Annotated in this window: 23 protein-coding genes, 1 CRISPR repeat array and 2 riboswitches; of the genes, 5 read left to right on the forward strand and 18 right to left on the reverse strand. The window is 41.7% G+C overall.

Translation table 11 applies throughout. From position 1 onward, the window contains the following. Positions 1–24: 24 nt before the first annotated feature. A complete protein-coding gene (gene hemH, locus V7K61_RS04965) occupies positions 25–1,191 on the reverse strand; it encodes a ferrochelatase (RefSeq protein ID WP_335051474.1) in 1,167 nt (388 codons plus the stop codon). Positions 1,192–1,284: 93 nt separating this feature from the next. Between hemH and V7K61_RS04970 the strand changes: the two genes are divergently transcribed. Further along, a complete protein-coding gene (locus V7K61_RS04970; RefSeq protein ID WP_335051476.1) occupies positions 1,285–1,908 on the forward strand; it encodes a class I SAM-dependent methyltransferase in 624 nt (207 codons plus the stop codon). A gap of 711 nt (positions 1,909–2,619) precedes the next feature. Further along, positions 2,620–3,452: a CRISPR direct-repeat array (repeat unit 37 nt; unit sequence GTTTCAATCCCTAATAGGGATTTTGATTAATTGCAAT). 307 nt (positions 3,453–3,759) lie between these two features. Next, on the forward strand, positions 3,760–4,590 hold the full coding sequence (locus tag V7K61_RS04975; RefSeq protein WP_335051515.1) for a dienelactone hydrolase family protein: 831 nt from the start codon (positions 3,760–3,762) through the stop codon (positions 4,588–4,590). A 12-nt stretch (positions 4,591–4,602) separates the two neighbouring features. Here V7K61_RS04975 and V7K61_RS04980 read toward each other — a convergent pair whose 3' ends face one another. From V7K61_RS04980 to ntrB, 8 genes are all read right to left on the reverse strand, one after another. Continuing rightward, a complete protein-coding gene (locus V7K61_RS04980) occupies positions 4,603–5,478 on the reverse strand; it encodes an extracellular catalytic domain type 1 short-chain-length polyhydroxyalkanoate depolymerase (RefSeq protein ID WP_335051478.1) in 876 nt (291 codons plus the stop codon). A 335-nt stretch (positions 5,479–5,813) separates the two neighbouring features. After that, the gene (locus V7K61_RS04985; protein ID WP_335051480.1) at positions 5,814–6,056 is read right to left on the reverse strand and encodes a hypothetical protein; all 243 of its coding nucleotides are present in this window, start codon (positions 6,054–6,056) and stop codon (positions 5,814–5,816) included. Between the two features lie 279 nt (positions 6,057–6,335). After that, positions 6,336–6,608 (reverse strand): hypothetical protein, encoded by a 273-nt coding sequence (locus V7K61_RS04990; protein ID WP_335051482.1) that lies wholly within the window; start codon positions 6,606–6,608, stop codon positions 6,336–6,338. 405 nt (positions 6,609–7,013) lie between these two features. Beyond that, positions 7,014–10,127: an MFS transporter gene (locus tag V7K61_RS04995; RefSeq protein WP_335051484.1), complete on the reverse strand. Its 3,114-nt coding sequence runs from the start codon at positions 10,125–10,127 to the stop codon at positions 7,014–7,016. Positions 10,128–11,067: 940 nt separating this feature from the next. Beyond that, a complete protein-coding gene (locus V7K61_RS05000; protein WP_335051517.1) occupies positions 11,068–11,688 on the reverse strand; it encodes a universal stress protein in 621 nt (206 codons plus the stop codon). 254 nt (positions 11,689–11,942) lie between these two features. Beyond that, a riboswitch (cyclic di-AMP (ydaO/yuaA leader) is annotated at positions 11,943–12,165 on the reverse strand. A gap of 16 nt (positions 12,166–12,181) precedes the next feature. Beyond that, positions 12,182–13,018, reverse strand: coding sequence for an ABC transporter ATP-binding protein (locus tag V7K61_RS05005; RefSeq protein WP_335051519.1), 837 nt, complete (start codon positions 13,016–13,018; stop codon positions 12,182–12,184). 53 nt (positions 13,019–13,071) lie between these two features. After that, positions 13,072–14,514, reverse strand: coding sequence for an ABC transporter substrate-binding protein (locus tag V7K61_RS05010; RefSeq protein ID WP_335051486.1), 1,443 nt, complete (start codon positions 14,512–14,514; stop codon positions 13,072–13,074). Between the two features lie 264 nt (positions 14,515–14,778). Continuing rightward, positions 14,779–15,630 (reverse strand): nitrate ABC transporter permease, encoded by an 852-nt coding sequence (ntrB, locus tag V7K61_RS05015; protein ID WP_335051488.1) that lies wholly within the window; start codon positions 15,628–15,630, stop codon positions 14,779–14,781. 96 nt (positions 15,631–15,726) lie between these two features. Continuing rightward, positions 15,727–15,945, reverse strand: a riboswitch (cyclic di-AMP (ydaO/yuaA leader). Between the two features lie 441 nt (positions 15,946–16,386). Between ntrB and V7K61_RS05020 the strand changes: the two genes are divergently transcribed. Further along, the gene (locus V7K61_RS05020; protein WP_335051490.1) at positions 16,387–17,574 is read left to right on the forward strand and encodes a sensor histidine kinase; all 1,188 of its coding nucleotides are present in this window, start codon (positions 16,387–16,389) and stop codon (positions 17,572–17,574) included. Positions 17,575–17,785: 211 nt separating this feature from the next. Here the strand turns inward: V7K61_RS05020 and V7K61_RS05025 are convergent, their stop codons facing one another. Next, the gene (locus tag V7K61_RS05025) at positions 17,786–19,096 is read right to left on the reverse strand and encodes an aminopeptidase P N-terminal domain-containing protein (RefSeq protein WP_335051492.1); all 1,311 of its coding nucleotides are present in this window, start codon (positions 19,094–19,096) and stop codon (positions 17,786–17,788) included. Positions 19,097–19,400: 304 nt separating this feature from the next. On the opposite strand from V7K61_RS05025, the gene V7K61_RS05030 reads away from it, so the two are divergent. Continuing rightward, positions 19,401–19,868 carry an NUDIX hydrolase gene (locus tag V7K61_RS05030; RefSeq protein ID WP_335051495.1) on the forward strand — a complete coding sequence of 156 codons (468 nt, stop codon included), beginning with the start codon at positions 19,401–19,403 and terminating at the stop codon, positions 19,866–19,868. A 412-nt stretch (positions 19,869–20,280) separates the two neighbouring features. Continuing rightward, positions 20,281–21,522 (forward strand): FG-GAP repeat domain-containing protein, encoded by a 1,242-nt coding sequence (locus tag V7K61_RS05035; protein WP_335051497.1) that lies wholly within the window; start codon positions 20,281–20,283, stop codon positions 21,520–21,522. A 141-nt stretch (positions 21,523–21,663) separates the two neighbouring features. Here the strand turns inward: V7K61_RS05035 and V7K61_RS05040 are convergent, their stop codons facing one another. The 8 genes from V7K61_RS05040 to V7K61_RS05070 form a co-directional block, all read right to left on the reverse strand. Further along, positions 21,664–22,431, reverse strand: a complete 768-nt coding sequence (locus V7K61_RS05040; protein WP_335051499.1) for an MBL fold metallo-hydrolase — start codon at positions 22,429–22,431, stop codon at positions 21,664–21,666. 3 nt (positions 22,432–22,434) lie between these two features. Beyond that, positions 22,435–23,034, reverse strand: coding sequence for an anthranilate synthase component II (locus V7K61_RS05045; protein ID WP_335051501.1), 600 nt, complete (start codon positions 23,032–23,034; stop codon positions 22,435–22,437). A 319-nt stretch (positions 23,035–23,353) separates the two neighbouring features. Then, positions 23,354–23,809, reverse strand: coding sequence for a diacylglycerol kinase family protein (locus tag V7K61_RS05050; RefSeq protein ID WP_335051503.1), 456 nt, complete (start codon positions 23,807–23,809; stop codon positions 23,354–23,356). Between the two features lie 153 nt (positions 23,810–23,962). After that, complete coding sequence (gene ybeY / locus V7K61_RS05055) at positions 23,963–24,490, reverse strand: rRNA maturation RNase YbeY (RefSeq protein ID WP_335051521.1); 528 nt, start codon at positions 24,488–24,490, stop codon at positions 23,963–23,965. 39 nt (positions 24,491–24,529) lie between these two features. Then, positions 24,530–24,685 (reverse strand): DUF3285 domain-containing protein, encoded by a 156-nt coding sequence (locus V7K61_RS05060; protein WP_094350437.1) that lies wholly within the window; start codon positions 24,683–24,685, stop codon positions 24,530–24,532. 130 nt (positions 24,686–24,815) lie between these two features. After that, positions 24,816–25,938 (reverse strand): peptide chain release factor 2 gene (prfB, locus tag V7K61_RS05065; RefSeq protein ID WP_335051505.1). Its coding sequence is split into 2 segments (ribosomal slippage): positions 24,816–25,865 and positions 25,867–25,938, totalling 1,122 coding nucleotides; the frame shifts between segments, so codons are not numbered across the junction. A 102-nt stretch (positions 25,939–26,040) separates the two neighbouring features. After that, a complete protein-coding gene (locus V7K61_RS34060) occupies positions 26,041–26,274 on the reverse strand; it encodes a PCRF domain-containing protein (protein ID WP_442936293.1) in 234 nt (77 codons plus the stop codon). Further along, positions 26,190–26,618 carry a PCRF domain-containing protein gene (locus V7K61_RS05070; protein WP_335051507.1) on the reverse strand — a complete coding sequence of 143 codons (429 nt, stop codon included), beginning with the start codon at positions 26,616–26,618 and terminating at the stop codon, positions 26,190–26,192. The genes V7K61_RS34060 and V7K61_RS05070 overlap by 85 nt, the downstream gene beginning before the upstream one ends. Positions 26,619–26,787 lie beyond the last annotated feature (169 nt).

Below are 26,787 nucleotides of genomic sequence, written 5' to 3' on the forward strand. Positions count from 1 at the left end.
CTCCTAACTCCCAACTCTTTTCATTTACTGCAAAAGCCCAATCATGTGCAAGAAGCCGTGACCGGTAATCAACTCTACGATTAAGGCAATAAAACCCAGCATCGCAATCCGACCATTCCATACTTCAGCACTAGTCGTCAGACCCCATTCCCAACGCTCTTGAGGGTACATCTTTACCATTTTTTTCATTTGGGCAGCTTGCGAAAGCTTGAAACTGGGGTTTCTCAGCGCATCAATCACTAATTCGGCTAGTGCATTAATAAATACTGGATGGGTATTAGGAGCTGGTACACGGCGGAAGTTGTGAATTCCTGATTCTTCGGCTACTTCTCGATACTCAATATCAATTTCTTGTAGTGTCTCAATATGCTCTGAGACAAAACTGATAGGCACGACAACCAAATCTTTCACACCTTCTGCGCCTAGTTCTTTGAGGGCATCTTCAGTATAGGGTTGCAGCCATTCTACTGGGCCAACACGACTTTGGTAAGCTAAGGTGTGGGCATTGGGTCGATTGAGAGTCTGCATAATCAACGCAGTGCATTCTTCAATTTCCGCCTGGTAAGGGTCGCCTGCTTCTTCAACGTAGCTTTTCGGAACGCCGTGAGCGCTGAAGAAGATATGAACATCATCCGGGTTGGGGAATTGCTCAAGTTCTTGGGCTATGAGTTCCGCCATTGCTTGGAGATAGCCTGGTTGTTTATACCAAGAAGGAATGACGGTGTAATCAACCGGTTGAAGTTTTGGATCTTCTTGCCAAAGCTTATCTAAAAGCCGGAAGCTGGAACCACTGGTACTGATAGAAAACTGGGGATATAGTGGTAATATTACCAGATGTTCTACCTTATCTTGGGTAATCTGTGCGATCGCCTCTTCTGTATAGGGATGCCAATAACGCATTCCCACGTAAATATTAACTTCTTGCCCCAAAAAACCTAACTGTTCTTTTAAAGCTTCCCCTTGGGCTTCTGTAATCCGCCGCAATGGGGAACCACCACCAATTTGCTTATAATTTTCTTGAGATGTTCTGGTTCGCCGCGTGGCAATAAACCAGGCTAGGGGCTTTTGCAACCAGCGAAATGGTAGGCGAATAATTTCCGGATCGGAAAAGAGATTGTACAAAAACGGCCCGACATCTTCTAGCTTATCAGGGCCACCGAGATTGAGTAATAAGACGCCTACACGACCCATAGCAGTTACTTTCCCCCAATCTTTTCAGGTTTTTTACTAATGTTAACAATATATCTTTATTAAATATAAAGCTTAATAGCAAGGAAATATGCAATGGCAACAATTTTAAGAGATTGGAGTTACCGTTATCAGTGGTTATATGATGGTATCTCTCGTTTAGCAGCCTTAAGTGTAGGTGGTGAGGCGCGTTTTAGGCAACTTGCTTTGCAAGGCTTAACAATTCACTCAGATTCCCAGGTTTTAGATTTATGTTGTGGGAGTGGTCAAACGACGGAGTTTTTAGTAAAAACTTCACAAAATGTAACAGGTTTGGATGCTTCGCCCAAGTCTTTGCAACAGGCGCGGCTAAATGTACCGGAAGCTTCATACATAGAAGCTTTTGCCGAGGAGATGCCATTTGCAGATAATCTGTTTGATGTGGTGCATACCAGCGTTGCATTACACGAGATGCAGCCTCAGCAATTACGAAAAATTATTAATGAAGTTTATCGAGTGCTGAAACCAGGAGGAGTATTTACGCTGGTGGATTTTCACGCTCCGACAAATCCGATATTTTGGCCTGGGATATCGGTGTTTTTGTTGTTGTTTGAGACGGAAACAGCTTGGGAATTGTTAAAAACTGATTTAGCTGAGTTGTTAGCTAAGACTGGCTTTGAAGTGAGTAAGTCTACTTTATATGCAGGTGGAAGTTTGCAAGTGATACAGGCGAATAAGTGAATAATACTACTTTATTAATAGCAGCTAAGAGGATGTTTTAAAAATGGTTGGCTGTGATTTTAATAGAATGATTACCCCCCATACATCCCCCCTTTACAAGCTACGGTATAAATTACCCCCCTTAATCCCCCCTTATAAAGGGGGGAAATAAGAATCTAGTTCCCTCCCCTTTCCAAGGGGAGGGTTAGGGTGGGGTAAAACTGACGCGAAAAACCAGGTGAGTAAACTATTTCAGACTTGTGTATACACCGTAGCCTTTACAAGGGTGGAAACCGGAAAATAATCTAGTTCCCTCCCCTTTATAAGGCTACGGTGTACACACATCTCTAAAAATCCTACCCACCCAATATTTCTGTTCAAGTGAAAGTCGCACACTGAGCAAATATTACGCCCAGAACTTTAGTTCTGGGCTGATAGCTAAAGTCCACTAAGCGTGGACTGAACTAAATTTCTTGTTTAGTCATCTAAAAGAAGACTTTCGCTATGAGACTCGGAATTTATTCCGAGGCGGGATAGATACACTGCACCAACACTTGTGTGTACACCGTAGCCAATATATCGGGTAGGGTTAGGGTGGGGTAAAAATATTTGATACATCAATCATGACTTTTAAAACATCCTCTAAGAGACTCTGCTATTAATAAAGTAGAGATGATTGTTATATAGTACTTAAGCAGGTAGGCGGTGAAAAAATGACGCAGGAACTAATATGTTTCAATCCCTAATAGGGATTTTGATTAATTGCAATATGAGGATGAGATCGATAGCGATTGCGATGAACTTGTTTCAATCCCTAATAGGGATTTTGATTAATTGCAATGGTCAGCAGGTAGCGGGTGGAATTAGTGGATTAGTGTTTCAATCCCTAATAGGGATTTTGATTAATTGCAATAATTTTTTGAAGCTATTTCCATTGAGCCGGGGTATTACCAGTTTCAATCCCTAATAGGGATTTTGATTAATTGCAATTCTAAATAATCCTTGAGGTCTTTTTGGGTGATAGCATCGTTTCAATCCCTAATAGGGATTTTGATTAATTGCAATATGGCACTGAATGGATATCGTAGCACTGATGTGCGGTTTCAATCCCTAATAGGGATTTTGATTAATTGCAATCAAGACTGAACGCACTCACCTACCTCGCAGCTTCCGTTTCAATCCCTAATAGGGATTTTGATTAATTGCAATAGCTATTTGGTATCCTGGGCAAAGTGATGAGGAGTTTCAATCCCTAATAGGGATTTTGATTAATTGCAATTCAATAATCATGTCATCAACAGAAGCAGCCCTTAGTTTCAATCCCTAATAGGGATTTTGATTAATTGCAATAAGAAATACCTCGATCGCAATACAATTTACCAAGGTTTCAATCCCTAATAGGGATTTTGATTAATTGCAATACGTTTCACCGGAATTATCTGAAGCTGCAAAAGCGTTTCAATCCCTAATAGGGATTTTGATTAATTGCAATATATGGGCAGTTTTAAGAAATGCGATCACAACCAGAGTTTCAATCCCTAATAGGGATTTTGATTAATTGCAATAAGCGGGAGCCTGAAAGCCAAGCTATATTTAGTTTTCAAGGTACGGTTGCGCGATTCTAGAGCAATCATAGCATTAGAGAATTTCTTTGGGAAGAGTGTCGGGAAAGGTTGAAGGCTGAAACTCAATTATTGTAAGCATTTCAGAGATTGCGCGGATGAATTTAGACAATTAGTGGGGTGAAACGCTTGCTGGTATTGAGATAGAAGCACTTTTTTTTGGGTATGAAATTTGTACACCTACCCCTCCGCGCATTTGACCATACAGTAACCTAAATATAAGGGAACTTAGTAATTCAACGTAGAGATGATGAAAGAAATAACGCGCCGCAAATTTATTGCAACAGCTACAGTGGCGACAGGTTTCGCCCTCGCAGTACAACCCATTTCTGCTGGAGTCATCACTACTGATGCCAAGGGGCTAGTAGCTGGTGCAGTGAAAATTCCGGTCAAAGATGGCGAAATTCCTGCCTATAGAGCAGCACCAGCTACTGGTGATAATTTCCCCATCGTTCTGGTAATCCAAGAAATTTTTGGTGTACACGAACATATCCAGGATATCACTCGTCGCTTTGCTCGGTTGGGATATTTAGCGATCGCACCCGAATTATTTGTGCGGCAAGGTGATGTCTCGAAGTTAAGCAATATAGACGAAATTCGTCCAATTGTCGCCAAAGTACCAGATGCCCAAGTATTATCCGATCTTGATGCCACGGTAGAGTGGGCAAAGAAGTCAGCTAAGGGTAATGGCGAGAAATTAGGAATTACAGGCTTCTGTTGGGGCGGTCGTATTACTTGGTTATATGCTGCACATAATCCCCAGGTGAAGGCAGGTGTAGCTTGGTATGGGAAACTTGTGGGCGATGCTACCGAACTTCAGCCCAAGTATCCCGTCGATATTGCATCAAAACTGACAGTCCCTATTCTCGGACTCTATGGTGGGAAGGATACAGGTATTACTCTTGATACAGTAGAGCAGATGCGCGATCGCTTAAAGTCCAGCAGTAGCAAATCTGAAATTATCGTCTATCCCAATGCACCCCACGCATTTTTTGCCGATTATCGCCCTTCCTACCGTGAAAAAGAAGCTCAGGATGGTTGGAAACGCCTCTTGGCATGGTTTAAGCAAAATGGTGTTTAAAAAATTAGCTACTCATGAACTGTGACGCTGAAAAAAGTTCCAAATTGTTTCACTGGCGTTCAGCCCCAGCTTGGCGTTGAATTTGTTTAGGTTCTCGTCAGTTGAAGAACCACCAGGCCAGAAATGTCCACCGTTGACTACCGCTAGCTGCCAGACTTCTGAGTTGCCACTACAACCTGTGTAGATAGCGGTTTTCACTTTATCTTCAGAAAAATTCGGAGATTGATTAGATAAGGTACATCGATCGTGCGATCGCCAAAACTCTACCATATCTGAGATCGAAACCAGCGCTCCTCGTTGAGTGCGATCGTTACCTTCATAAAGTACGTCGCGATCGTTTGTACCGTTGATCGTTAACATCGATATGGGAGTTTCAGGCTGGCAGCTAGGTTTTAGTCTGGCTGGGAGCGAACCAGCTACTGATGCAAAACCAGCAATTTTATCAGGTAACTTACAAGCCAGTGCTTGGGTAAGTATGCCACCTCTAGAAAAACCGGTGGCATAAATTTTATGACTATCAATATTGAGTTGCTGCTGAAGATGATTAATCAAAGTACTGACAAACAAAACATCATCCACCTTTCCTTGAGCATTACCTCTAAGACTCCATTTTTGGTCAATTCCATCTGGGTAAACAACAATAAATCCTTTTTTATCTGCTAATTCATTGAAGCGGGTCACATTACTGATAGATTGACCATTACCATCATCTCCATGAAACACTAAAACTAACGGCATCGAGCGGTCTAGATTATAAGATTTTGGAGTGTAAAAATAGTAAGTGCGTAACTTTCCTTGATCGTATAGTTCTCCATAATTATCGCCAATCAAGATTTTTTCTTTAGTTATACTTTTTTCATCAGCTTGAATGGAATCGCAGGCAGTCACTAAACTAATTCCCAGTATAAATATCAGAATTTTTTTGAAAAGCCAAGAACTTTGATATATATTCATGCTGATTAAATTGACTTACATCAACTACTTTTATTTACTTTTTATAGCAGTTCTCGTTTTAATACAGCCGTAGGGGCACGGTATACCCTGCCCCTAGAACTTGCTATATATAGGGTTGTTAGCCTCTATTTATATATTAGAGGATCTTTGAAAAGTCATCTTCTCGGTAACAAAACGTTCTATATCCCCCTAAATCCCCCTTTTTAAGGGGGGTTAGGGGGGATCAACAAGTGCCTAAAATCACAGCTAACTACTTTTCAAACAATCTTTTACACTCTTACATTTACATAACGAGCAGGAACTCTAACCTTAACCCACCTGTTACCGCGTCGTACTGTTTCCCAATGTGCAGGAATTAACTTTCGTTGATATCGAGCGACAACAGGTTTACGCACAATAGCAGTTCTATGAACATTGGGTCTAACAATGATTTCTGCTGCTGATGCTTGTGACGGCAAGGAGGAAATTGCAAATGGGAGAGCAAGTAATGCACCTAATAGAATACGTTTCATATTCAAATCTCCATCAATTTATTTTTTTGAGTTTTATACAGCATTAATCAATAATTTGTGAACAGATATTCTTACCCATTAACTTTACAGTAAGTTTTGTTTGTTACACGACTTAATTGATTTGCTGTATTGCTCTCAGTTTAAATTGCTGAATAATAAAACACAGGGTAATAAAGTCATAATTTCAGTATGACTTTATTCACATTTTGAACTTTGGACAAAAAAAGGAGTTTAGAACTCCTATATTATTAGTATTATTTATTACTTGATTATGTATGTTTACTGAATTTTATATACAATCATAGCAATCAATACGGCAAGACCTAGCGCTCTGCGAAAATAATTAACGCCTTGAAATAGCTCCATCCACGCCCAAGTAAACAAGGAGCCATTTGCCAGAAAGTCTAACACTGTATTGATTTTACCACCTGTAAAAACTAGGGTTAGCAAACTAGCTACTATCCAAAGAATCAGTGGTGGGTTTGGCATTTCAGCCAAAACAATTTTGCCATTGCTGTCACGGAAGGTTTTATCAATTAATGTATTTTCCATTGTTTGAGATTGCTACTTAGGTAATAGTGATTAACTCGCAAAAATTACGGAGTGATTTATTGATTATAGACTGAGGTTTGATTGCAAGTTATTTAATAATATTAAAACATTAAACCAATTCTATTTTCACCCATCTAATTGCTGAGATTAGAGCGGGAAAGGATATTCATATATAACTATATTGAAAGACATACTTGTAGCAATTCAATTAACGATTGCGACACATCCTTGGGTAAAGACGCGATGAATCGCGTCTCTACAAATGGTCTATTTGTTGCATTTTTTTCCAATTGGTATTACACAAAATTCGCCAATACATATTTCTTTATTTACTTTCTTCTCTACGTCCTTAAAATAGAAAAGCCTCCCATTCCGGGAGGCTGAAAAGTTAGCGGAGACAACTTGTTAAACTACAGCGATCGCTCCTCCTAATGCAGAGAAAATCGCGGAGACGAATGCTGTGGCAAACAGCCACCACGCTGCTGTAGCTGCGGCTTTGCGGGTTTCTTCTGCTTGCCGCTGTGCTTGATGCTTTACCTGTTCTAGACGGCGTTGGGCTTCGTGCTGTATGCGTTCTGCACGTTGCAATACTGTGTTGCGCGCCCGTTCAATTTGGTCGATGATTCGGTTGGCATCTGCTTCGGAGATGTCCTCACGAGAACTCATAATTGCCACTAGGGTATCACGGTCAAAGGAGGACAGGCGATCGCGCAGGGCATCAAATCCCGCCTGGGGATCGTCAAAAACTGTGCGAATATCGCGCTTGATACTATCATAGTTAAGCTCTGGGCGATCCAGGGAGTTGAGATAGTTACGAATGCGGGCGAAAACCCCGTCAATTGCATCTTGAATGCCCCGTTGAATGCTTCGTACTTGTTCGACAAATTGATCCCTTACGGACACCATATTATCGGCAATCCGTGCTGCTTCTTCATCAGAAATATCTTCCCGAATTTTCAGCAGGGCAATGATGGTATCACGGTCAAACTGGGAAAGGCGATCGCCAAAACTTTCTACGCCGACTCGCGGATCGTGCAACAATAATTGCAAGTCGCGTTTGATACCTTCAGGATTGAGTTCTTCTTTACCAGTTTGGCGCAAATACTCTTCCAGATAAGCTTTGAATGTTTCTGCTCTTTGTTGTGTACGGCTAGCTAGGCGACGAGGCGCACGCACAAAGTTACGAATCGAAGTTTGGGTGGAGTCAATGATTTCATTGACTTGTTCTTCACTCAAGTCTTGGCGTTGACTGAGCAATTTCACTAGTGTATCCCGGTCTACCTGCGACAAGCGACGGCGCAGTGCAACGGCTCCCTCTTTGGGATTTTCAAACAATCTGGTCAAGTCTCGCTGAATACCTTCAGGATTGAGTTCTTGTTTGCCAGTATTCCGTAGATAATCTGCGATCGTTGTCGTCACAGAATCGTATTGCTCTTTAGCTTTATCGACTACAGCTTGGGGTGTGTGGCGAATACTGTACCACGACTCTTCAGTAGCATTGATGATTTGATTAACTTGATCTTCACTCAAATCTTCCCGTTGACTCAACAATTGCACTAAAGTATCGCGGTCAAAGCGAGACAAGCGTGCCCGAATTGAGCTAATTCCAGCTTGCGGATCTTCCAGTAGCTTTTTGAAGTCGGCGCGGATACCATCAGGATTCAGTTCTGATTTGCCTGTGTTACGCAGATATGATTCTACATTTATCCACAGGGTTTCTGCTTGATATTGTGCCTGTTCTGCTAATCCTTTGGATTCTACCAAGACGCGATCGCGTTGTTTTTCCAACTCATCGAGAATGCTGTCTACTTCATATAACTGGACATCATTACGTTGTAACAATATCTCCCGAATTTCTTGGCGCTCAATGTGCGCTAGTCGCAATGTCAGGATTTCATAATCTGCCTCTGAGTCTTCCAACAGTGGTTTAAAATTCTGCTCGATGCCTTCAGATGTCAAATCTGCCTTGGGAGTAACGAGCAGATAGCTTTCTACTGCACGTTGCAAGTCTTGGACGATATCTCTTTCTTCAACAGCTCTGACTGTTATTAGCACTTCTTGGCGGACAGTTTCTAGCTGATTTGCAATGCGTTGAATTTGACTTTGAGTCAGCAATCCTCGTTGTTGCAAAATTTTGGCGAAATCATTGCGGGATAGTCGTTCTAGTTCCCTGCGGACGATTCCAGGGTCAGCTGCTGGGTCGTAGATGACATCATGAAATTCCTGGGCAATTCTTTCTGGACTCAGTTGCCAAGCATAAGTATTGTACAGGTAGTTTTCGATATCAGACCGAATTGGGCTATAGGGTTGTGATGGTGTTGGCAAGCCTAACTTATCTGCTTGTTGGGTGACTTTATCTTTAGCGCTAGTAAGACTACCCAAGATTTTTTCCACATCCAAATCAGACAAATCTGTGCGTCCCAACACAATGCCCGTTAAAGCAGATAATCCTTGCTGGAGTGTACTTTGAATTGGCCCGGTAGCTGCCTTTTGGTCAGATTCTTTGGAACCACTCTTTTCTGCTAATAACCGTTCCAACTTGGCGTTGAGTTCGTCTGTTTTGCTTTGTCCTGGTGGAAGTGATTTCAGATAATCCATCAACTCACCCAAACGGTCTTCGGTGGGTGGGTGCTGACTTACCACTTGCTGCCAAACTTTATACAAGGTATCAGCAATGCGGGTAACATCTTTCTTGGAAAGATCGGTGCGGCTACTGACTAACTCGATAAACTTTTGGCGGTCGATGTTGCGGATATCTGGAGTCCCAGCGATCGCTTTTAATTGCGGATCGTTGAGTAAATTTTCAAAATCACTCCGAATCTTCGATACATCGAGTTCTGGAGGACGGATCTTTTCTAAGTAATCTTCAATGTTTTCCCGGATACTTACGGGGTCGATGGCGCTTCCGAGTTCTCGACGGACAGCGGCGGCGGCGGCTTCAGCTGTGGCTACCACTTGGCTATTGACAGCTTTGGCACCTAGTGCGGCGGTAGCAGTCCCCATAATCGCCTGAAAGCCAGATGTTGCCGTATTGACAACTGAGCCAATTAAGGAGCCGACGGTGGTGGAACTTACCCAAACTAGGAGCAAAAAGTAAGCACCCCAAATCACCAAACCGAGAATCGCTCCCAATCCTCGGTCTGAGATCACAAGGCTCAATTTTACTGCTAAATAAGAAGCGATTAATAAGGCGATCGTCACAGTGAATAATGTCCAAATCCCCACTGCTGTGCCGATTTTGCGAATGCTGCCGCCCAAACTTCCGACTTCCCCATTATCTGAATCCGAATCAGATGAGTGCCCCAGGTAGGAAATACCCGCTGCAAGGGAGAGATTAGTTAGAACTAATTGGAAAGCAAAGGCAAGAATCACGCCGGAGATTAAAGCCACAAAAAAGCGCGGCCCAGAAATGAGAACTGATGCCTGTTCTGGTGTGACGTTTGAGGGTTCTGCTGAAACCTGTGCTAACCACAATAGTGGTTTATAGAGTCCCACCATGATTTCCGTACTTTGGAACATTGGATTTCCTTCTACTAAGTTTAAATTTGGGGGAATTAAGAATTTCTTGAGAAGTAACTCTTAGTATTTATTATGTTTGTACCTATGGCAATACCTAACTCTTTAGCTCAGAATCGTAGAATTTAGCTATTTAAAGCATCTCTCCAAGGGCTGAAAACCGTATCCGGCGGAAGATATAACTTTTTACTATCTCTTGATAAAAATATTACTTAAATTAGCATATAAACATTAACTGTATGCTGTCGATTTTTAATTTTTAATTGCTTGTTTATAGCGATTTATTTTGATTAAATTGATTATATTTGCTATTTTTTATCACCCTCTATAGGTCAATACACTTGGGTTAGGAACATAGATTAAATAAGATGCAAAACTTCATCCTGTCTCTAGCTTCCCTCTCCTTATAAAGGAGAGGGATTGAGGGTGAGGTAAACCAAGGACATAGATTGTATGTTATTTAATTCTTATTCCTTAGTGTCAAAAACCTTAAGTTGTGTAGGTTGGGTTGAGGAACGTAGACCCAAAATTTCCAGGGATTTGTTGGGTTGCGCTTTGCTTCACCCAACATACAATTTTTATTAACCCAAGCGCATTGCTCTATAGGTGGATTTTTGTTGATTCTTGTCTACAATATAAAAGCTCGACTTTTCAAGATAGTCGCTATAAATCGATGCGATTCCACTCCGTAAAAGTTAAGTCAAGAGACGCGATGAATCTTTTGTCTTTGCGATGATTTATCGCAATCTAAAATTTTCATCAAAAAACTTTAACCGAACCGTATTGCAAGGTAATCTACACATTTTTATTTTTTAGCCTTATGCACTATTGCATTGATTTCTACCCGAAGTTTATTTACTGGGTAGCTAAAAAAGCCACCTAGTTTTAGGTGACTTTTCTCCGATCAAAATTTGACAAAAATTACTGAAATTTTAAACAGCGATTATTCATCAATACAACTGGGAATACCCAAAACGGCACAGGGAAAATTAGAACCTAGAGCCTCAATCATTGGATGATTGACAGAGTTGCAACCTAAAAATAAAATATCGGCACTTTCTGATTCAACAACTTTGTTAAGTTCTGTGGAAATGGAGCCAAACCGTAAATGAGATTTGAAAGAACCCTGCCATTCTTCAGCCAAACTTCGGGCTTGCCAGAGAATTATATCTGCTTGTTGCAGAGGAGCGATCGCTGTCTGTAATTTAGGTTGAGTTAATACCTGTGTGACAGACTTTGATACTTCACTAACTTGACATTCCAATGAACGCTGTTGTTGGGGAAAGCTTAAGATATTTGGATACTGATTGCTTTGATTATCTTCTACTACATAAACGGCTTGAACTGTAACTTCTGTATTGGTGGCCAAACGCGTTTGATGGGCAATCCAAAAGGCAATATCTAATGCCGTATGACTGTTGGGAGATGCGTCATAAGCAACAATTAGATTAACTACTTTCGCCTTTTGAGGTTTTTTAGAAAAAGGTTTGTTTGGTTCTGGCAGCAGCACCATTTGTTCAATTAAGTCATCTCGACCAGTGGCACTTTGCAGACGTGCTAACATTGGCTTAATTTGCACAGCTTTACTTCTCCTAATGAAATGAATTAGCAATGAGAAGCAGGGGGACAAATTTTGGATTTTGGACTTCGGCTTACCTTGGCTCCGGTTCCATCTCTACGAGAGGCTACGGCAACGAGCGAAGTCGAGATGCTCGGCACAAGTCGCTCAGTTGAACGATTTTAGATTGAGTGACGATAACCAAAATCTTAAATTAGTCAAGGAAACCCCAATAATAACTGTATTACAGCCAAAGTCTTGGGGGTTCCTTCCATTGCCTACGGAGTTAGCTGACGGGCTAAGACTGGAAGGTGTCTCTCTCTTAGGAGTGCTGTTAGCGATAGCGGGGCGTTTAGCCCGTGGTGAGTGCTGAGTTAAAACTTTTTACTCTTAAATTGCCGCTCTCTGCAAGATTAGCCCCAAACATTGGTTCCTCCGTTCCAAATCCAGCTTTCATGAATTTGAATTAGGCTACCCACTAAAAAAATGATAATCTAATTTACTCGTCTTGGGCAAAATATCGATCCAGGAAATTTAAGGCGTGGTTGCGGAGTTCAAAATACTCTTTTGAGTTTCGCATGGCGGCGCGATCGCGCGGACGCTCAAAAGGAACTTCTAAAATCTCTCCGATACTAGCAGCCGGGCCATTGGTCATCAAGACGATGCGATCGGACATATAAATTGCTTCGTCTACATCGTGGGTAATCATCATCACTGCTTGACGATTATTTTCCCAAATATCCAATACCTGCTGCTCTAATTTGCCACGAGTTAGTGCATCTAATGCCCCAAAAGGTTCATCCATTAGTAACATTTTGGGACGAATTGCTAAGGCTCTGGCAATACCTACTCGTTGTTTCATACCTCCAGAAATTTCATCGGGATATTTGTCAGCCGCCGCCGTCAAGTTTACCATTGCCAAGTGTTGATTTACAATGCTGATTTTTTCAGAGCGATTAGCATTTTTTAACACTTCATCTACGGCTAAACGGATATTTTCTCGTACTGTTAACCAAGGTAACAGCGAATAGTTCTGAAATACCATCATCCTTTCGGCTCCCGGCTGACGAATTTCTTTCCCATCTAGCCTGACTGAGCCGGAAGTTGCTTTTTCTAAACCAGCTACTATCTTTAGTAGAGTTGATTTTCCACAACCTGAGTGACCAATTACAGAAATATATTCATCTTCACCAATCGTAAGATTAACTCCATCTAAAACGACAAAGTTATCTTTATCAGGTGTCGGATAAGACTTGACTAAATTTTCAATTTCTAAAAATCCAGGGCGGGGCAGAACTTCGGTCTGGGTATTAATCGGTAATGAGGTATATTCCATCATCAAATGCTCCGCAAATAATTTTGTCATCAATCAAAATTTAAACTTGGAATTTAAGACATAAAAAAGCGAGTGGGAGCGTTAGCCCTGATGGCAAAACTATTCAGATAACCCACAGGATCGCTGGGGTCGAAGCCTTTCTTATCTATAAATACTTCTGGTGGTTCGACCTTGTAATCATCCTTGGGACATTCGATGCCCATTTCTGATGCTATCTCCCGATATAAATCTGTTCTCCAACCTTGTTCGGCAAGTTTCTCGGCATTTTTGGGGAATTCCTTAATTTGTCCCCATCGCGCTGCTTGTGTCATTAACCAGATACTTCTGGATCTCCATAAGAATGTTGAGTGTTCTCCTGGCTGTTTGGGAAGGTTGTCAGGAATATCGAAGAAAATCGTGGTGTCAGCGGCTTTGATAGTGCGGTCTTTGCCGTCAAAGCCGCCATAGTTATAGTTGCCGAGAATTCCCGGACTTGTAAATTTCGCGATTGGGGCATCTTTCTTTTTGGGTCTAGCACCTGTAAAGGAACGTTCTGTAAGTAGTTCGGCAACTTCTTGGCGGTTTTCTGCTTTGCTGCAATACTGACAGGCTTCAATCATCGCCTTGACGAGGGAACGATAGGTTTTGGGATATTTGTCAATGAAAGATTCCATCACCCCTAATAAACGATCTGGGTGTCCCAACCAGACTTCTTTGCCTTGGGCGAAGGTAAAGCCGATGTTTTCATTACCTGTTATTGCTCGTGTATTCCAAGGTTCTGCAACCATATAAGCTTGCATCGCACCAATCCGCACGTTTGTTACCATTTGGGGGGGCGGAACGATGATGATCCGAAACTCTTTAAGGGGATCGACACCAGCAGCAGCGGATACGTAGCGGACAAAGTATTCGTAAATGGCGGAACTCAAAACAACCGCCCAAACCCTGCTTTCTGGCGGTTGCTTGTCAAAGTAGCCTCGAAAATCGCGCCCAAAGGCTTCTAGCGCGCCATCGCCATATTGTTCTTGATACTCGTACCACGGACGCAGCCCAAAATCCCACATGGCTTTGTTCATTGTCATGGCGTTACCGTGGCGATGAATAGTCATAGCTGCACACAAAGGGGCATGGCGTGCGCCTTCGGCACCAATTCTGGCGTTGGTGACAGCACCGGATACTACGGGCGAAGCATCCAGACGACCAAAAATTAAACCGTCGCGAGAGGTGGCCCAACTGGCTTCGCGGTTGAGTGTGACGTTCAAACCATATTTGCGGAAGAAGCCTTTTTTCCAGGCGATCGCAAATGGCGCACAATCATTAACGGGAACGTATCCAATGGTGAGATCGGATTTTTCTAGGTCTTGGGATCTAACTAGTGGTTGTACAGCTAAGGCTTCTTCTGTTAGTCCTTTGGCGGATCGATCTCCTGAAATTGCACAGGAAGATAGCGCTATTCCCGTTGTGGTTGCTCCGATTCCTTTGATAAAGTCTCGTCGAGTCCAGTTATTATCACCCATTCTTGTCGCTCCATTGGCGGATAAATTTTGGATTTTGGATTTTAGATTTGTTTGATTAGGGACTTCTAAATAAAAAAATATTCAATTAACTCTTGTGGGGTGAGCGTCTCGCCCGCCCTTTGGACTGGGCGCTCATGTAGCCCACCCCACAATATTGGATAATTTATTTCTTGGAGTTACCTTAGACGCTGCGCGAACAGATATTATTAAATTTTGGATTTTCAATTCTTCAATCCAAAATCTAAAATCTAAAATTCCATTTAATTAGTTGGAAGTTGTAGGACGATGGGTGACTAATTCTTGAATTTTACCCACGGCGTAATCTAGGATTAACCCAGTTAAGCCAATTATAAACACAGCTAAAAATACTGAACTTAGGTTTAAACGACTCCATTCATCCCAGACAAAAAAGCCGATACCAATACCGCCTGTGAGCATTTCTACCGCGACGATTACTAGCCAAGCTATCCCTAAACTAATTCGCAAACCTGTAAAAATATACGGTAAGCTTGCAGGCCAAATTATTTTTGTAATCCGTCGCCAACGAGGCATTTCCAACACTCGCGCCACATCTAAATAATCTTGGGGAACGCTAGAAACTCCTAAAGCGGTATTAATAATAGTCGGCCATAAGGAGGTAATAAAGATGACAAAAATGGCGGAAGGTTCTGCTAAATTGAAAATTGCTAAGGCGATGGGTAGCCAAGCTAGGGGCGATACAGGTTTAAAAATTTGAACGATCGGATTAAGCGCTAGCATTGCCGGTCTAGACATCCCAATTAGAAACCCTAGAGGAATGGCTACTACCGCACCTAACAAAAAGCCCAGCAATACCCGACGCAGACTTGCTATCAACAACCAACCAATTCCTAAATTGCCTGGGCCCCTCTGGTAGAAGGGATTTAAGATGTAGTCTAGATTCGCAATTAGCGCTTCTGGTGGGGTGGGCATTAACTCATGATTGGCAAGTGCAATAATCCACCACAACACTATTATTCCCAAGAAGCCTAATACAGGTAAAATGAAGACATCTCTAAGGACGATCGGTTTTGCCTTTTTCCAAGTTGCTTGTCCAGCGATCGCCGCGATCGCTGCTAAGTTTAGTTGAAATATCATTTACGACCTCAACAGATTTAAGTGCGGGTACAAAAATTTGAGCAGTACCAGCCTTGGAAACTGATGAGATCGGAACATTATAAAAATGCCGTCTCTTCAGTCTCCTCTCAATGCCTACGAAGTTAGCTGACGGGCTAGGGCTGAGAGATGCCCTTCTAAAAAAGTTATGAGTTATGAGTTATGAGTTACTAAATTTTATTTAATTTCTAACTCCTCACTCTCAACTCCTCACTTTCTCTGAGATACGCCCCACAAATTGGTTCCTCCGCTCCAACATCACGCACTGCGATCTGTTGAATTAGGCTGACTTACTCTAAGTAAATACTAAGTTATTATGCGCATTATAACATTGATATACATAATCTAACATAGATACTTCAGTAAAAGTATCTGTCTTCTGATAGTTGTTGTTTATTTTGTTACTTAAATCAACTACATATCCTAACTTTTCGATAATTCAGAAAATTGATAATTTTGGTTATCTTGTGAATTAAATCCTTGCACAGTAAGCTAAACAATTTTGGCAATCAAGTCACAAGGCTGTTAACTGCTATATTTAGCTTGATAGCATTAAGATATATATTATACTTCTTAATATTTTTGTACTGATACTGATTTCACCAACAACAGAATCTGTAAAATCTATTTCTTTTGGTAGGTGAAAGATATTACTAATTTTGGTAAAACACGACTCTAGTCGTTAAACTATTTGCATATAGAAGTTTACTCATCTATCTCCTAGCTGAATTTAACATAATGGATTTTAGTCAACTCTTGGCTGAAAAAACGGACACCATCCTTGATAAATGGATTTTAGCAGTTCGCGAGGATAGACGGATTGAAAGTGCTGGTGACTTATCTTACACAGCGATCAAAGATCATATCCCCGATGTCTTGAAAGCTATGGTGACAGTGCTTTCAAAATCTCAAGATAATGATATTCAGTCAATGGTTACTGCCAGTTTTCAGCATGGAGCGATTCGAGCCGAACAAGGTTTTGATTCAGCAGAAATTGCTAGAGAATATCATCTGCTGCGAACAGTAATATTTGATGCTCTACAAGCAGATTTATTAAAGGGAATCCCCGCAGAGATAATTCGTTCCATGCGTTTGATTGACGCTATTATAGACGAAGCGATCGCTCGATGTTTCAAGAGTTATGTTGAGGAACGCTTGCGGGAATTACGGCAGTTACACGCATCATTAACGCTCCATAATCAAGAACTCACGCGGCTAATTAGCGCCAATCAAGAGTATCTTTCCCAATTAGCCCACGAATTGAAACATCCTCTAACTTCCATTATTGGTTATTCGGATCTATTTTTACGCCAACAACGACGAAAGACTGAGATCAAAGACAGCTTTACCAATCTAGAACATATTGAACGCGTACTACGCAACGGTAGACAGTTACTTCATCTAATTAATGATGTACTAGAACTTTCGCGCTATGATGCGGGGCAGATAAAACTCCAATTAGCACCTACCGATGTGCGTGAATTAATCGGTAATGTGTGTGAAATGTTGGAACCTTTAGCTGCGGGAAAAAATTTACAAATCGTAGTCGATTGCGATCGCATCCCTGAAAAATTAATCACAGATTCTTTTCAGTTGCAACAAATTGTTACAAATCTTATTAGTAATGCGATTCGTTATACAGAGTCGGGGACTGTTATTATCATGTGTCAGGTGTTGGAGAAGCAGAGATGGGCGATCGCAGTTTCTGACACTGGAATTGGCATTGCACCCGAAAACCAAGACCAGATATTTGAACCCTACTTTCGCGTGAGTTCTAGCGATCGCCCCTATCTTCCTGATAGTACAGGATTGGGATTAGCGATCGTCTCGCGTTTAGTAAAACTATTGCAAGGTCAAATTAATCTAGCTTCACAGGTAGGTGTTGGTTCTACTTTCACCACAATTTTTCCTTTAGTGGAGTTTTAGAAGTATTGGGCGACTGGAAGTCACGGCTACAAAAGCAAAGTCCACCTCCGTGGACTAATACAAAATAAAGGGTTTTAAACCCACGGAGGTGGGTTTTGTATTTCGACTCCGGCTCCATCGAGCGAAGTCGAGATGCTCAACACAAGTCTGTATAGCCGCGATTTCAATCGCCGGGGCTTTTCTTAGGGATGATGTCTACCATCGCCATTTTTTATCTTTCGATTTCATCTATTTCTTTGGGAACCCCCGCAGTTAACACCTCATGTCCCCCAGGTGTCACTAACACATCATCCTCAATCCGAATGCCAATGCCAACCCATCGAGGATCGGTCTGTGGCTGGTCTTCTGCTAGTTTGGTATCTGGCACAATATATAGTCCCGGTTCCACTGTCAAAATTTGACCTGGTTGTAAAATCTGTGGTTTGTCTTCACCATGCTGATAAACACCGACATCATGGACATCTAAACCTAACCAATGACTGGTGCGGTGCATATAATATGGTTTATATTTCTCTTCTTCAATTAACTTATCAATTTCACCTTTGAGGATGCCAAGTTCGACTAAACCTTCTGTGAGAACCCGCACTGCTGTATCATGAACTAATTTGAAGGGATTACCTGGTTTGATTTGAGCGATCGCTTGTTTTTGTGCCTCCAAAACAATCTCATACAGTGTCTTTTGTTCTGGCGTAAATTTACCACCCACGGGAAATGTCCGAGTAATATCCGAGTTGTAATAACCATAAGCACAACCGGCATCAATTAGCAGTAATTCTCCATCCTGCATTTGACGATTATTCTCAATGTAGTGCAGTACGCAAGCATTCACACCAGAAGCCACAATCGAAGGATAAGCTGGCCCCATTCCACCCCGCACTCGAAAGATGCGTTCCATCTCCGCCTGAATTTCGTACTCATAACGTCCCGGTGCGGCAATTTCTTGGGCATAATTGTGTGCTTCGGTGGCGATCGCAGCTGCTTGACGCATCAATTCCAACTCAGCTTCGCTTTTGATTAATCTCATGCTGTTGAGGACAGGGCCAGTATCTTCAATAGCGATTGGCCCTGTACCGCGCTTCGGATAAGTCCGCAATAAACTTTGATAATGTTTGAGAATTTGATCGTTAAAATTGCGATCGCGTCCTAAGTGATAGTAAATCCGGCTGGCTTTTTCTAAATACTGCGGCAATTTTTCATCTAACTCGCTAATCGGGTAAGCTTCATCAGCACCATAAATTTCCTTGGCTGCATCTACCCCACAAAGATAACCAGTCCATACTTCCTTTTCGCGATCCTTCGGTTGGACAAACAGCACAAATCGATGTTCTGAATGATGCGGCGCTAACACTGCTACTGCTTGTGGCTCATTAAAACCAGTCAAGTAAAAAAAATCACTATCTTGGCGATAAACATACTCGACATCGTTGTGCATCACTGCCATTGGCGCACTGCGAAAAATGGCTGTCCCGTCACCAATTTTTGCCATTAACTGCTCGCGACGCTGCCGATATTCTGCTTGCATAGTTGATGTATTTATGAAAGTATTGTGTTATTTTACACTTTTGACAACCAGAGTATGCACAGATCGTGCCTCTGAATAATTCCTAATCTAAGTTATTCTAACCAATATTTGTTTCGATTCAAGTCATAAATCATTGGAGAATAATCAATTATTTCGAAAGACTTAGATCCCCGACTTCTTTAAGAAGTCGGGGATCTTGTTGTTATTGAATAATTTAGGATATTTATGAAATGAAATAAATTTTAACCGTTTATCTTGTATAAATTATGGTATTTCATAAATCTAACAACACACAGTAAAAAATATGTCTACTCAACCCCTAAGAAAAAAAGCGATCGCTTACGTAACCAACAAAGATGAATTAATGGTGTTTACACATACTCATTTTCCTGAAGCTGGCGTGCAAGTACCTGCTGGTACAGTTGAAGAAAGTGAGAAGCCATCTGAAGCTGTTCTGCGGGAAATTTATGAAGAATCTGGTGTTAAGGGAGTTCGCATTATTGAGTTATTGGGTATTTATCAATACAATATGACTCCCTATCGCAATGAAATTCAAGAACGTTATGTTTATCATCTCGAATTAACTCAGTCTACACCATCTACTTGGCGGCATTGGGAAATACATCCAAGTACGAGCAAAAACCCTATAGCCTTTGATTTTTATTGGGTTAAATTAGATAGCTCAAATTTAGGGCTAGCTGGTGGTCAAGGTTATTTTTTATCCAAGCTTGTTCACAAAATAAAAAATAGTCAAGATTCAGATATTACTTAAGAAAGTGCCAACAAAACAAAGGTAAGATTATACAAAATCTCTTAGGAATAATGTAGTGATCGCTTCTATCTTAATTAAGTCGGTCTAATTAAACATAAAATAAATTTCTGGTTCGTAGGTAAATTTTTGATACCACCTTCAAATGTCAAAGAACATAGATAATAAAATGATTATTTTATCTATAAATAATCATAGATAAATTACAAAACATATTTTGCAATTGCTTATATAGAACTTGAAAATTTTAGGATAATAGTTTAAAACAAACAAATATTTATCTTCAAAGAGTGACATTAATAAATAAAAAATAGTTATAAAGAAATCTTGAAAACCAAGTAAATGTTATTTCGTTACAGAAAGAGATTGCCAAAAAAAGTTAAAAAAATATGGCAGCCAATAATAAAAATTCACCATGCCTGAAAATCAAAATTCCTCACCCTTAGCTTTGAATACATCTCGATTAGCATCAGATTCTTTTGCAAAATCAGAAATCTTGACAACTTCTCTTAAGAGTTTAAATTATGATTTGGGGTTTGGAAATAAGAGTTCTTCACTAGCACTAGAAAGTCAACCAGCAACTACACCTGTTAAAACGTCAGCAAATCCCAATCCTAATCCATACTTAACTAGTGCGGCGATTACTCCTGACTTTAACGGTGATGGTAAAACAGACAAAGTTTGGGTAAATTCTTCAACAGGTGAGATTATCATTCGGTTGATGGATGGAACAACAGTTGTCGAACAGGGTTCTTTGGGTCAATATGACCTATCCGCCTATGATTACAAAATTGCTGACTTCAATGCTGATGGCAAAACCGACTTCTTATTACGCAATAAGACAACTGGTGAGAATAGCGTTGTCCTGATGGATGGCACCAAAGTTGGTAGTGCGGCTGCTTTAAGCAGCGTCGATCCAGCCTGGAGTCCTCAGATTGGCGATTTTAACGGCGATCGCAAAACCGATATCTTCTGGCATAATGCCACAACTGGCGAGAACGCTATTTGGGAGATGGATGGCACCACAGTTCTGAATGCAACTGTTTTAGACACTACAGACGCAGCGTATACTCCTACCATTGTTGATTTCGACGGCAATGGCAAGAGTGACATCTTCTGGCGCAATCAGACAACTGGCGATAACGTCGCTTGGTTTATGGATGGTACGCAAAAGACTGACTTTGCTCTACAATCACAAGATGCCGCCTGGACTTCTAGCCTTGGTGATTTCAACGGCGACTTTAAGACAGACATTCTGTGGAGAAACGCCCAAACAGGTGAGAACAAGGTTTGGACGATGAATGGCATCTTAGTCACAGAAGGTGCTTTGGGCACACTTGACTCATCCTGGACTTCCAAAATTGGTGACTTCAACGGTGATGGCAAGACCGATATCTTCTGGCACAATGGCACAACAGGTGAGAACACCGCTTGGTTGATGGATGGTACAACAGTTGCTACTGAAGCTTTCTTGCCAGCTAATAACGCAGCCTTGACACCATCTCTTGGTGATTTCAACGGCGATGGCAAGACTGATATCTACTGGCGCGATCAGACAGCAGGTACAGATAACATTTGGACTATAAATGAAACGACAGCAGTTGAGACTCCCATCAGCGACGCAGATAAGCTGACCGGAGAGTGGTATACGTTCTAAAATTAGAATTCAGAATTCAGAATCCTGAATTCAGGAGATGGAGGCAGGAGTCATTATTCTCCCCCTGCTTCCCCTGCTTCCCCTGCTTCCCCTGCTTCCCCTGCTTCCCCTGCTTTTTTCCCAATTCCCAGTCCCCTTTATTCAAAATTTGTAACTCAAAACCTGAATTTCCCCCTTTTCCGGCAATTTACCAGGGCTAATGGAAATAGTATCTTCATTGCTACGCCGCACTGTCATCCCTTGCATCAGGGTCAGAAAATTATCCAATGGGGAAAGATCGCACTTAGCAGCATCAGCCGCTTGTGTGCGGTAATGAGTCGGAATCACTAACTTGGGATTTAAAACTTGAACAGCCTGCTTTGCTTCCTCAGCATTGTAGGCTTTTGCACTGCCTCCCACTGGAATAAATGCTACATCGGGACGCCCCATCAAGATTTTTTGCTCAATAGAAATGGGTGCAGCGGCTCCGCCTAAGTGTAGGATATTAATTCCGCCTTGCTTCCAACTCCAAGCAGTATTTGACCCAAACTGCTTACCGCCTTTGCGATCGTGGTCTATGGCAACTCCTTGGAATTTAATGCCTTTAAATTCATAAACTCCTGGTTCGTAGATCAGTTTTGCATTTCCCGGTAGTACATCCACAGCACCTTCATCAAGGAGTTGGCTGCTAATCAGTACCAAATCTGCTGCAACTTTTGGGGGACGATACCCAGCAGTACAGCCGACCGTCCGAAATGGATTGACGAGAACTTTCGCACCACCACCAGTAAAAAGAAAGCAAGTATGACCCAACCACTTAACTGATAAACCGCTAGATTGTGCGTCAGCTTGAGATTCAGAACCCAAGGTAGTAACGAAAGCTGTTACCAACCCCGCCCCAGCATAGCCCATCAACTGTCGTCGTTTCATTAATTATGCTCTTGACTGTAACTGTTCCAGAAAATTTCGCAATAACTGTTTTCCTGAAGCTGTCAGGACACTCTCTGGGTGAAACTGGACGCCCTGAATGTGAGGATAGTTCCGATGTCGCACTCCCATAATGGTGTTATCTTCAACCCAAGCGGTGATTTCTAACACATCTGGGCAAGTCTCACGTTCGATTACCAAACTATGATACCTAGTGGCGATTAGAGGATTTTCTAATCCCCGGAAAACTCCCACTCCAGTGTGAGACACTTGAGAGGTTTTGCCATGCATCAACTCGGGAGCAGGAATTATTTTACCACCGAACACTTGACCAATGCTTTGATGTCCCAAACAAACGCCTAAAATTGGTAATTCTTGTCCTAGCTGTTCAATCAATTCTAAAGAAATACCGGCATCTTCCGGGCGACCAGGCCCAGGAGAAATAACCACAGCTTCCGGTTTTAATGCCCGAATCTCATCTATGGATATCTTGTCGTTACGAAAAACTTTAATATCATCTGCCACTGGGAACTCTGATGCCAATTCTCCCAGGTACTGCACTAAGTTATATGTAAAACTATCGTAATTGTCTATAACTATAATCAAAGCTCATCACTCCTGGTTTTTACCACTCATCAGTTGTAAAAAGCATAGATAAGTATCTCATGCTATTTGTTCGTTAGGTGTAAAAATAACCCTGACGTAAACACGTAAATATAAAGCGGCTACTCTGCGGCCACTTTCTAAAGATTACCAAGTAATCCTTTAGCCAGGATGCTTGGCACGTAAGCGTAGACCGTCGTAGACATCGCACGACTTAAATTTTGAATATATTATTCTACAAAGGGAATTCGGACAGAGTGTGATTCTCTTAATGAGTCACTTAGGAATGCCTGCGGTTTTTGCTAACCGACGCAAATCACGTTTACAAAGCCGATATAATTAACGTTACCAGAGGAGGGAGCAATAGCGTACCTGCTACTAACATCGCTACGAAAGCAGAGACAAGCACTGCACCAGCCGCACAATCTTTAGCAATTTTTGCCAAATCATGGTATGTCTGCTTAACGGTTAAGTCCACAACGGACTCGATCGCTGTATTGAGTAACTCTAATGCCAAAACTAAACCACTAGTTATACCAATTACCGCTATTTCCACCGCTTGGAGATGCAAGAAAACGCTTAAAGCGATCGCTAAAGCACAAACACTTACATGGATGCGAAAATTACGTTGAGTTTGAAAACTATAGCTGATTCCAGCCCAGGCATATTTAAAACTAACAAATAAATTAGAGGCTACTTTCCAGGAGAATTCCCGTTCGTTAGACACCAGTGTTTGTAACGAGGTAGGCGTTGGTGATGGAGAAATTTTTTGGGACATAGACTTAAAAACACAAGAATAGAGTTGCTACAGTGGGAATATTCGCCGATCTTAATGGCAGAATTAACTTTGAGGCAATCTTTAGGCAATTTTCCACAGAAGTATTATAAAAGTATTACCCAAAATTGACATTAAGAGATACATAAGCTACTGCTATTCCATGTCAATAGCAATACCTATTGCATTCAGCAATCCCACTTGCTGTTTTAACATTCGCTCCAAACTTTTTTCATCAGGATGATCCCAGCCCAAGAGGTGCAATAAACCGTGAGCAGCTAACCAGGCCAGCTCGGTTGGTAAGCTATGTTCCTGTTGTTGAGCTTGGCGCTGTGCTGTATCTACAGACACAATAATATCACCTAAGTATAATGGGACAGAGGCAAGCATTTCTTTGCTTTGAGGAAAATCCACCTCCAAAGCTGCAAAGGCTAAAACATCTGTCGGCTTATTTTGCTGACGATATTGAGCATTCAGTTCTTGAATTTGTAAATCATCTGTCAAACGCAGCCCGATTTCATAACTTGGCGCTGGTGGAATCTGAGGCTGAAGAATTTCCAACCAGTGATTAAACCAGTTTTCCCAAGTTTCAGGAGTAATTCGGTCATCAGTCTCCTCAATTTTTACAGATGTTGTCGGGGACAACTCATAAAAATACTCCTCCACATATAGTTCAACTCTCAGGGGCACACAGTCTCCTTGTCTGAGGTTTACGATTTGTCGTTAATGAGTGAGGTAAGCAAGACCAACAAGCAGAGCTAAAAGCCCTACAGCAGTCAATCCAAAATGCTTTAGGGAAGTTCCACCCTTCCGCACCATGTTTCGCATGGCGAGTTTGACGTAGCTAGGTTGAGGTTCTGTTGAAGGTGAGTTGCTCATAGTTATTTGTCTACAGACTCTTTTATAACTGTAACAGTTGGTCTGGAATAGAATTGCGATCGCCAATATATTGCTAAGGCGTTCCTCAGTGAAACGCCTTAGCAATCGGGGTGTTATGCAACGAGCGCCTCTATGCCGGAGTGTTTTCTACCAGTTTATTTTCTTGGCGCAGATAAGCTTGGATGAATGTATCAATTTCGCCATTCATCACATCGCCAATCCCTGTTGTTTCCGTGCTTGTACGCAAATCTTTCACCATTTGATAAGGGTGAAACACATAGTTACGGATTTGGTTTCCCCAGGAGGCTTCCACCATATCACCACGAATTTCGGCAATTTCTTGGGCACGTTGCTCTTTAGCTATGACCAACAGTTTTGCTTTGAGGCGATTTAGAGCTTTTTCTTTATTTTGCAGCTGCGATCGCTCTTCTGTACAGCGCACGGCAAGACCTGTAGGAAGGTGAACAATCCGCACCGCAGTTTCTACTTTGTTGACATTCTGCCCACCTTTACCACCAGAGCGAGTTGTGGTGATATCCAAATCCTTATCTGGAATATCCAATTGCACAGAGTTATCTATCTGCGGCATCACTTCCACCCCAGCAAAACTGGTTTGTCGCTTCCCGTTAGCATTAAAAGGTGAAATCCGCACTAAGCGATGTGTACCCATTTCCGATCGCAAGTAACCATAGGCATAGCGACCAGTAATTTCTAGGGTTGCAGATTTAATTCCGGCTTCATCACCCTCCGACTCTTCAGCTAAAGTTACCTTATAGCCGTGAGCTTCGCCCCAACGGGTGTACATCCGCATCAGCATAAATGCCCAGTCTTGAGCATCTGTGCCACCAGCACCAGCACTAATAGTCAGTACAGCACCTTCCGCATCATAGGGGCCAGAAAGTAACTGTTGTAACTCCCACTGATCCAGGTCACGATTCAGTTTAGTGATGGTAGATTCTGCTTCTTGGAGTAGCGCCTCATCGGTTTCTAACTCCAACAATTCAACAACTGCCTTAGTATCTTCTAGATTGGCGTGCCAGCGATCGTATTGCTGAAGATGAGCTTTCAGGTCATTGAGTTCTTGTAGCGTTTGTTGGGCTTGGGTTTGCTCATTCCAAAATTCTGGTTGAGCGGATATTTTTTCGAGGTCTTGAATTTTGGCTGTCAGTGCAGGTACGTCAAAGATAGTCCTGGGTTTTACCCAGGCGGCCAGACAACGTTTCGATTTCGCGTTTGAGTTCTAGGACATCCATAATACTTGTTTAATGATAGATAGAGCGCTTTGGATTAAAAAATTGCTCTTTATTCTACTGATGTTTCTTGATTTTAGCTGTAATTGGGCAAATTTTTCTGCACTAGTGACAAAAGTTACTTGAAATTATCAAGTGCTTCTTTACCCGTTGATGTGTGCCTGTTTCTGATTTGAGGCAGCCGTATGCATAACTTGCTGTAATTTCTAAGGTTGCATATTTAATTCCACCCTCATTATTATCAGAAATCTCTACTACATCCAATGGATAATTGTGGCTTTTGGATAATTGTGGCTTTTTCCCCAACGCCAGTACATGTGCAGCAACATAGATGCCCAATATTGAGCATCTGCACCATCAACCTCAGCAGTAATAGTGAGTAATGCACCTTTGTGGTCATGAGGGTCAGACAATAATTGTCGTATTTCTGCTGTTTCGAGTTCTTGTTGGAGTTGGGTAAGGTTGCTTTGCACCTCTTGCCACAATTGCTCATCGGCTGATAATTCCAACAATTCCAATGCAGCCTTGATATCTTCTAGAATCGAACACCAGCGCTGATATTTCTGATGCTTGTAGAATATGGAGTATTCAATTTCTTGAAGTACTTCATAAGCACGGCTTGGATTATTCCAAAAATCCGGTTGAGCAATTACTTGATGTAAGTATTGAATTCTTGCAGTCAAATATTGGAGGTCAAAGACAGTCCTCAGCCTTACCCAAGATATTAAACAACCTTTCTACTTCAATTTTGATATTTAACCCGGATTTCTCACCAACTCAGGAAAAAGCGGAGTTTAAAAATGCTAAAATGGTTACATGGCAAGCATTTCAGCATTTTCAAACGATGAATCG

This window comes from Nostoc sp., from assembly GCF_036918015.1.
Classification (GTDB): domain Bacteria; phylum Cyanobacteriota; class Cyanobacteriia; order Cyanobacteriales; family Nostocaceae; genus Nostoc.

Excerpts from the sequence above, each read along its gene's own strand:
- hemH (WP_335051474.1), bottom strand. The coding sequence starts at position 1,191 with ATGGGTCGTGTAGGCGTCTTATTACTCAATCTCGGTGGCCCTGATAAG.
- V7K61_RS04970 (WP_335051476.1), top strand. The coding sequence starts at position 1,285 with ATGGCAACAATTTTAAGAGATTGGAGTTACCGTTATCAGTGGTTATAT.
- V7K61_RS04975 (WP_335051515.1), top strand. The coding sequence starts at position 3,760 with ATGAAAGAAATAACGCGCCGCAAATTTATTGCAACAGCTACAGTGGCG.
- V7K61_RS04985 (WP_335051480.1), bottom strand. The coding sequence starts at position 6,056 with ATGAAACGTATTCTATTAGGTGCATTACTTGCTCTCCCATTTGCAATT.
- V7K61_RS04990 (WP_335051482.1), bottom strand. The coding sequence starts at position 6,608 with ATGGAAAATACATTAATTGATAAAACCTTCCGTGACAGCAATGGCAAA.
- V7K61_RS04995 (WP_335051484.1), bottom strand. The coding sequence starts at position 10,127 with ATGTTCCAAAGTACGGAAATCATGGTGGGACTCTATAAACCACTATTG.
- V7K61_RS05000 (WP_335051517.1), bottom strand. The coding sequence starts at position 11,688 with ATGTTAGCACGTCTGCAAAGTGCCACTGGTCGAGATGACTTAATTGAA.
- V7K61_RS05005 (WP_335051519.1), bottom strand. The coding sequence starts at position 13,018 with ATGGAATATACCTCATTACCGATTAATACCCAGACCGAAGTTCTGCCC.
- V7K61_RS05010 (WP_335051486.1), bottom strand. The coding sequence starts at position 14,514 with ATGGGTGATAATAACTGGACTCGACGAGACTTTATCAAAGGAATCGGA.
- ntrB (WP_335051488.1), bottom strand. The coding sequence starts at position 15,630 with ATGATATTTCAACTAAACTTAGCAGCGATCGCGGCGATCGCTGGACAA.
- V7K61_RS05020 (WP_335051490.1), top strand. The coding sequence starts at position 16,387 with ATGGATTTTAGTCAACTCTTGGCTGAAAAAACGGACACCATCCTTGAT.
- V7K61_RS05025 (WP_335051492.1), bottom strand. The coding sequence starts at position 19,096 with ATGCAAGCAGAATATCGGCAGCGTCGCGAGCAGTTAATGGCAAAAATT.
- V7K61_RS05030 (WP_335051495.1), top strand. The coding sequence starts at position 19,401 with ATGTCTACTCAACCCCTAAGAAAAAAAGCGATCGCTTACGTAACCAAC.
- V7K61_RS05035 (WP_335051497.1), top strand. The coding sequence starts at position 20,281 with ATGCCTGAAAATCAAAATTCCTCACCCTTAGCTTTGAATACATCTCGA.
- V7K61_RS05040 (WP_335051499.1), bottom strand. The coding sequence starts at position 22,431 with ATGAAACGACGACAGTTGATGGGCTATGCTGGGGCGGGGTTGGTAACA.
- V7K61_RS05050 (WP_335051503.1), bottom strand. The coding sequence starts at position 23,809 with ATGTCCCAAAAAATTTCTCCATCACCAACGCCTACCTCGTTACAAACA.
- V7K61_RS05060 (WP_094350437.1), bottom strand. The coding sequence starts at position 24,685 with ATGAGCAACTCACCTTCAACAGAACCTCAACCTAGCTACGTCAAACTC.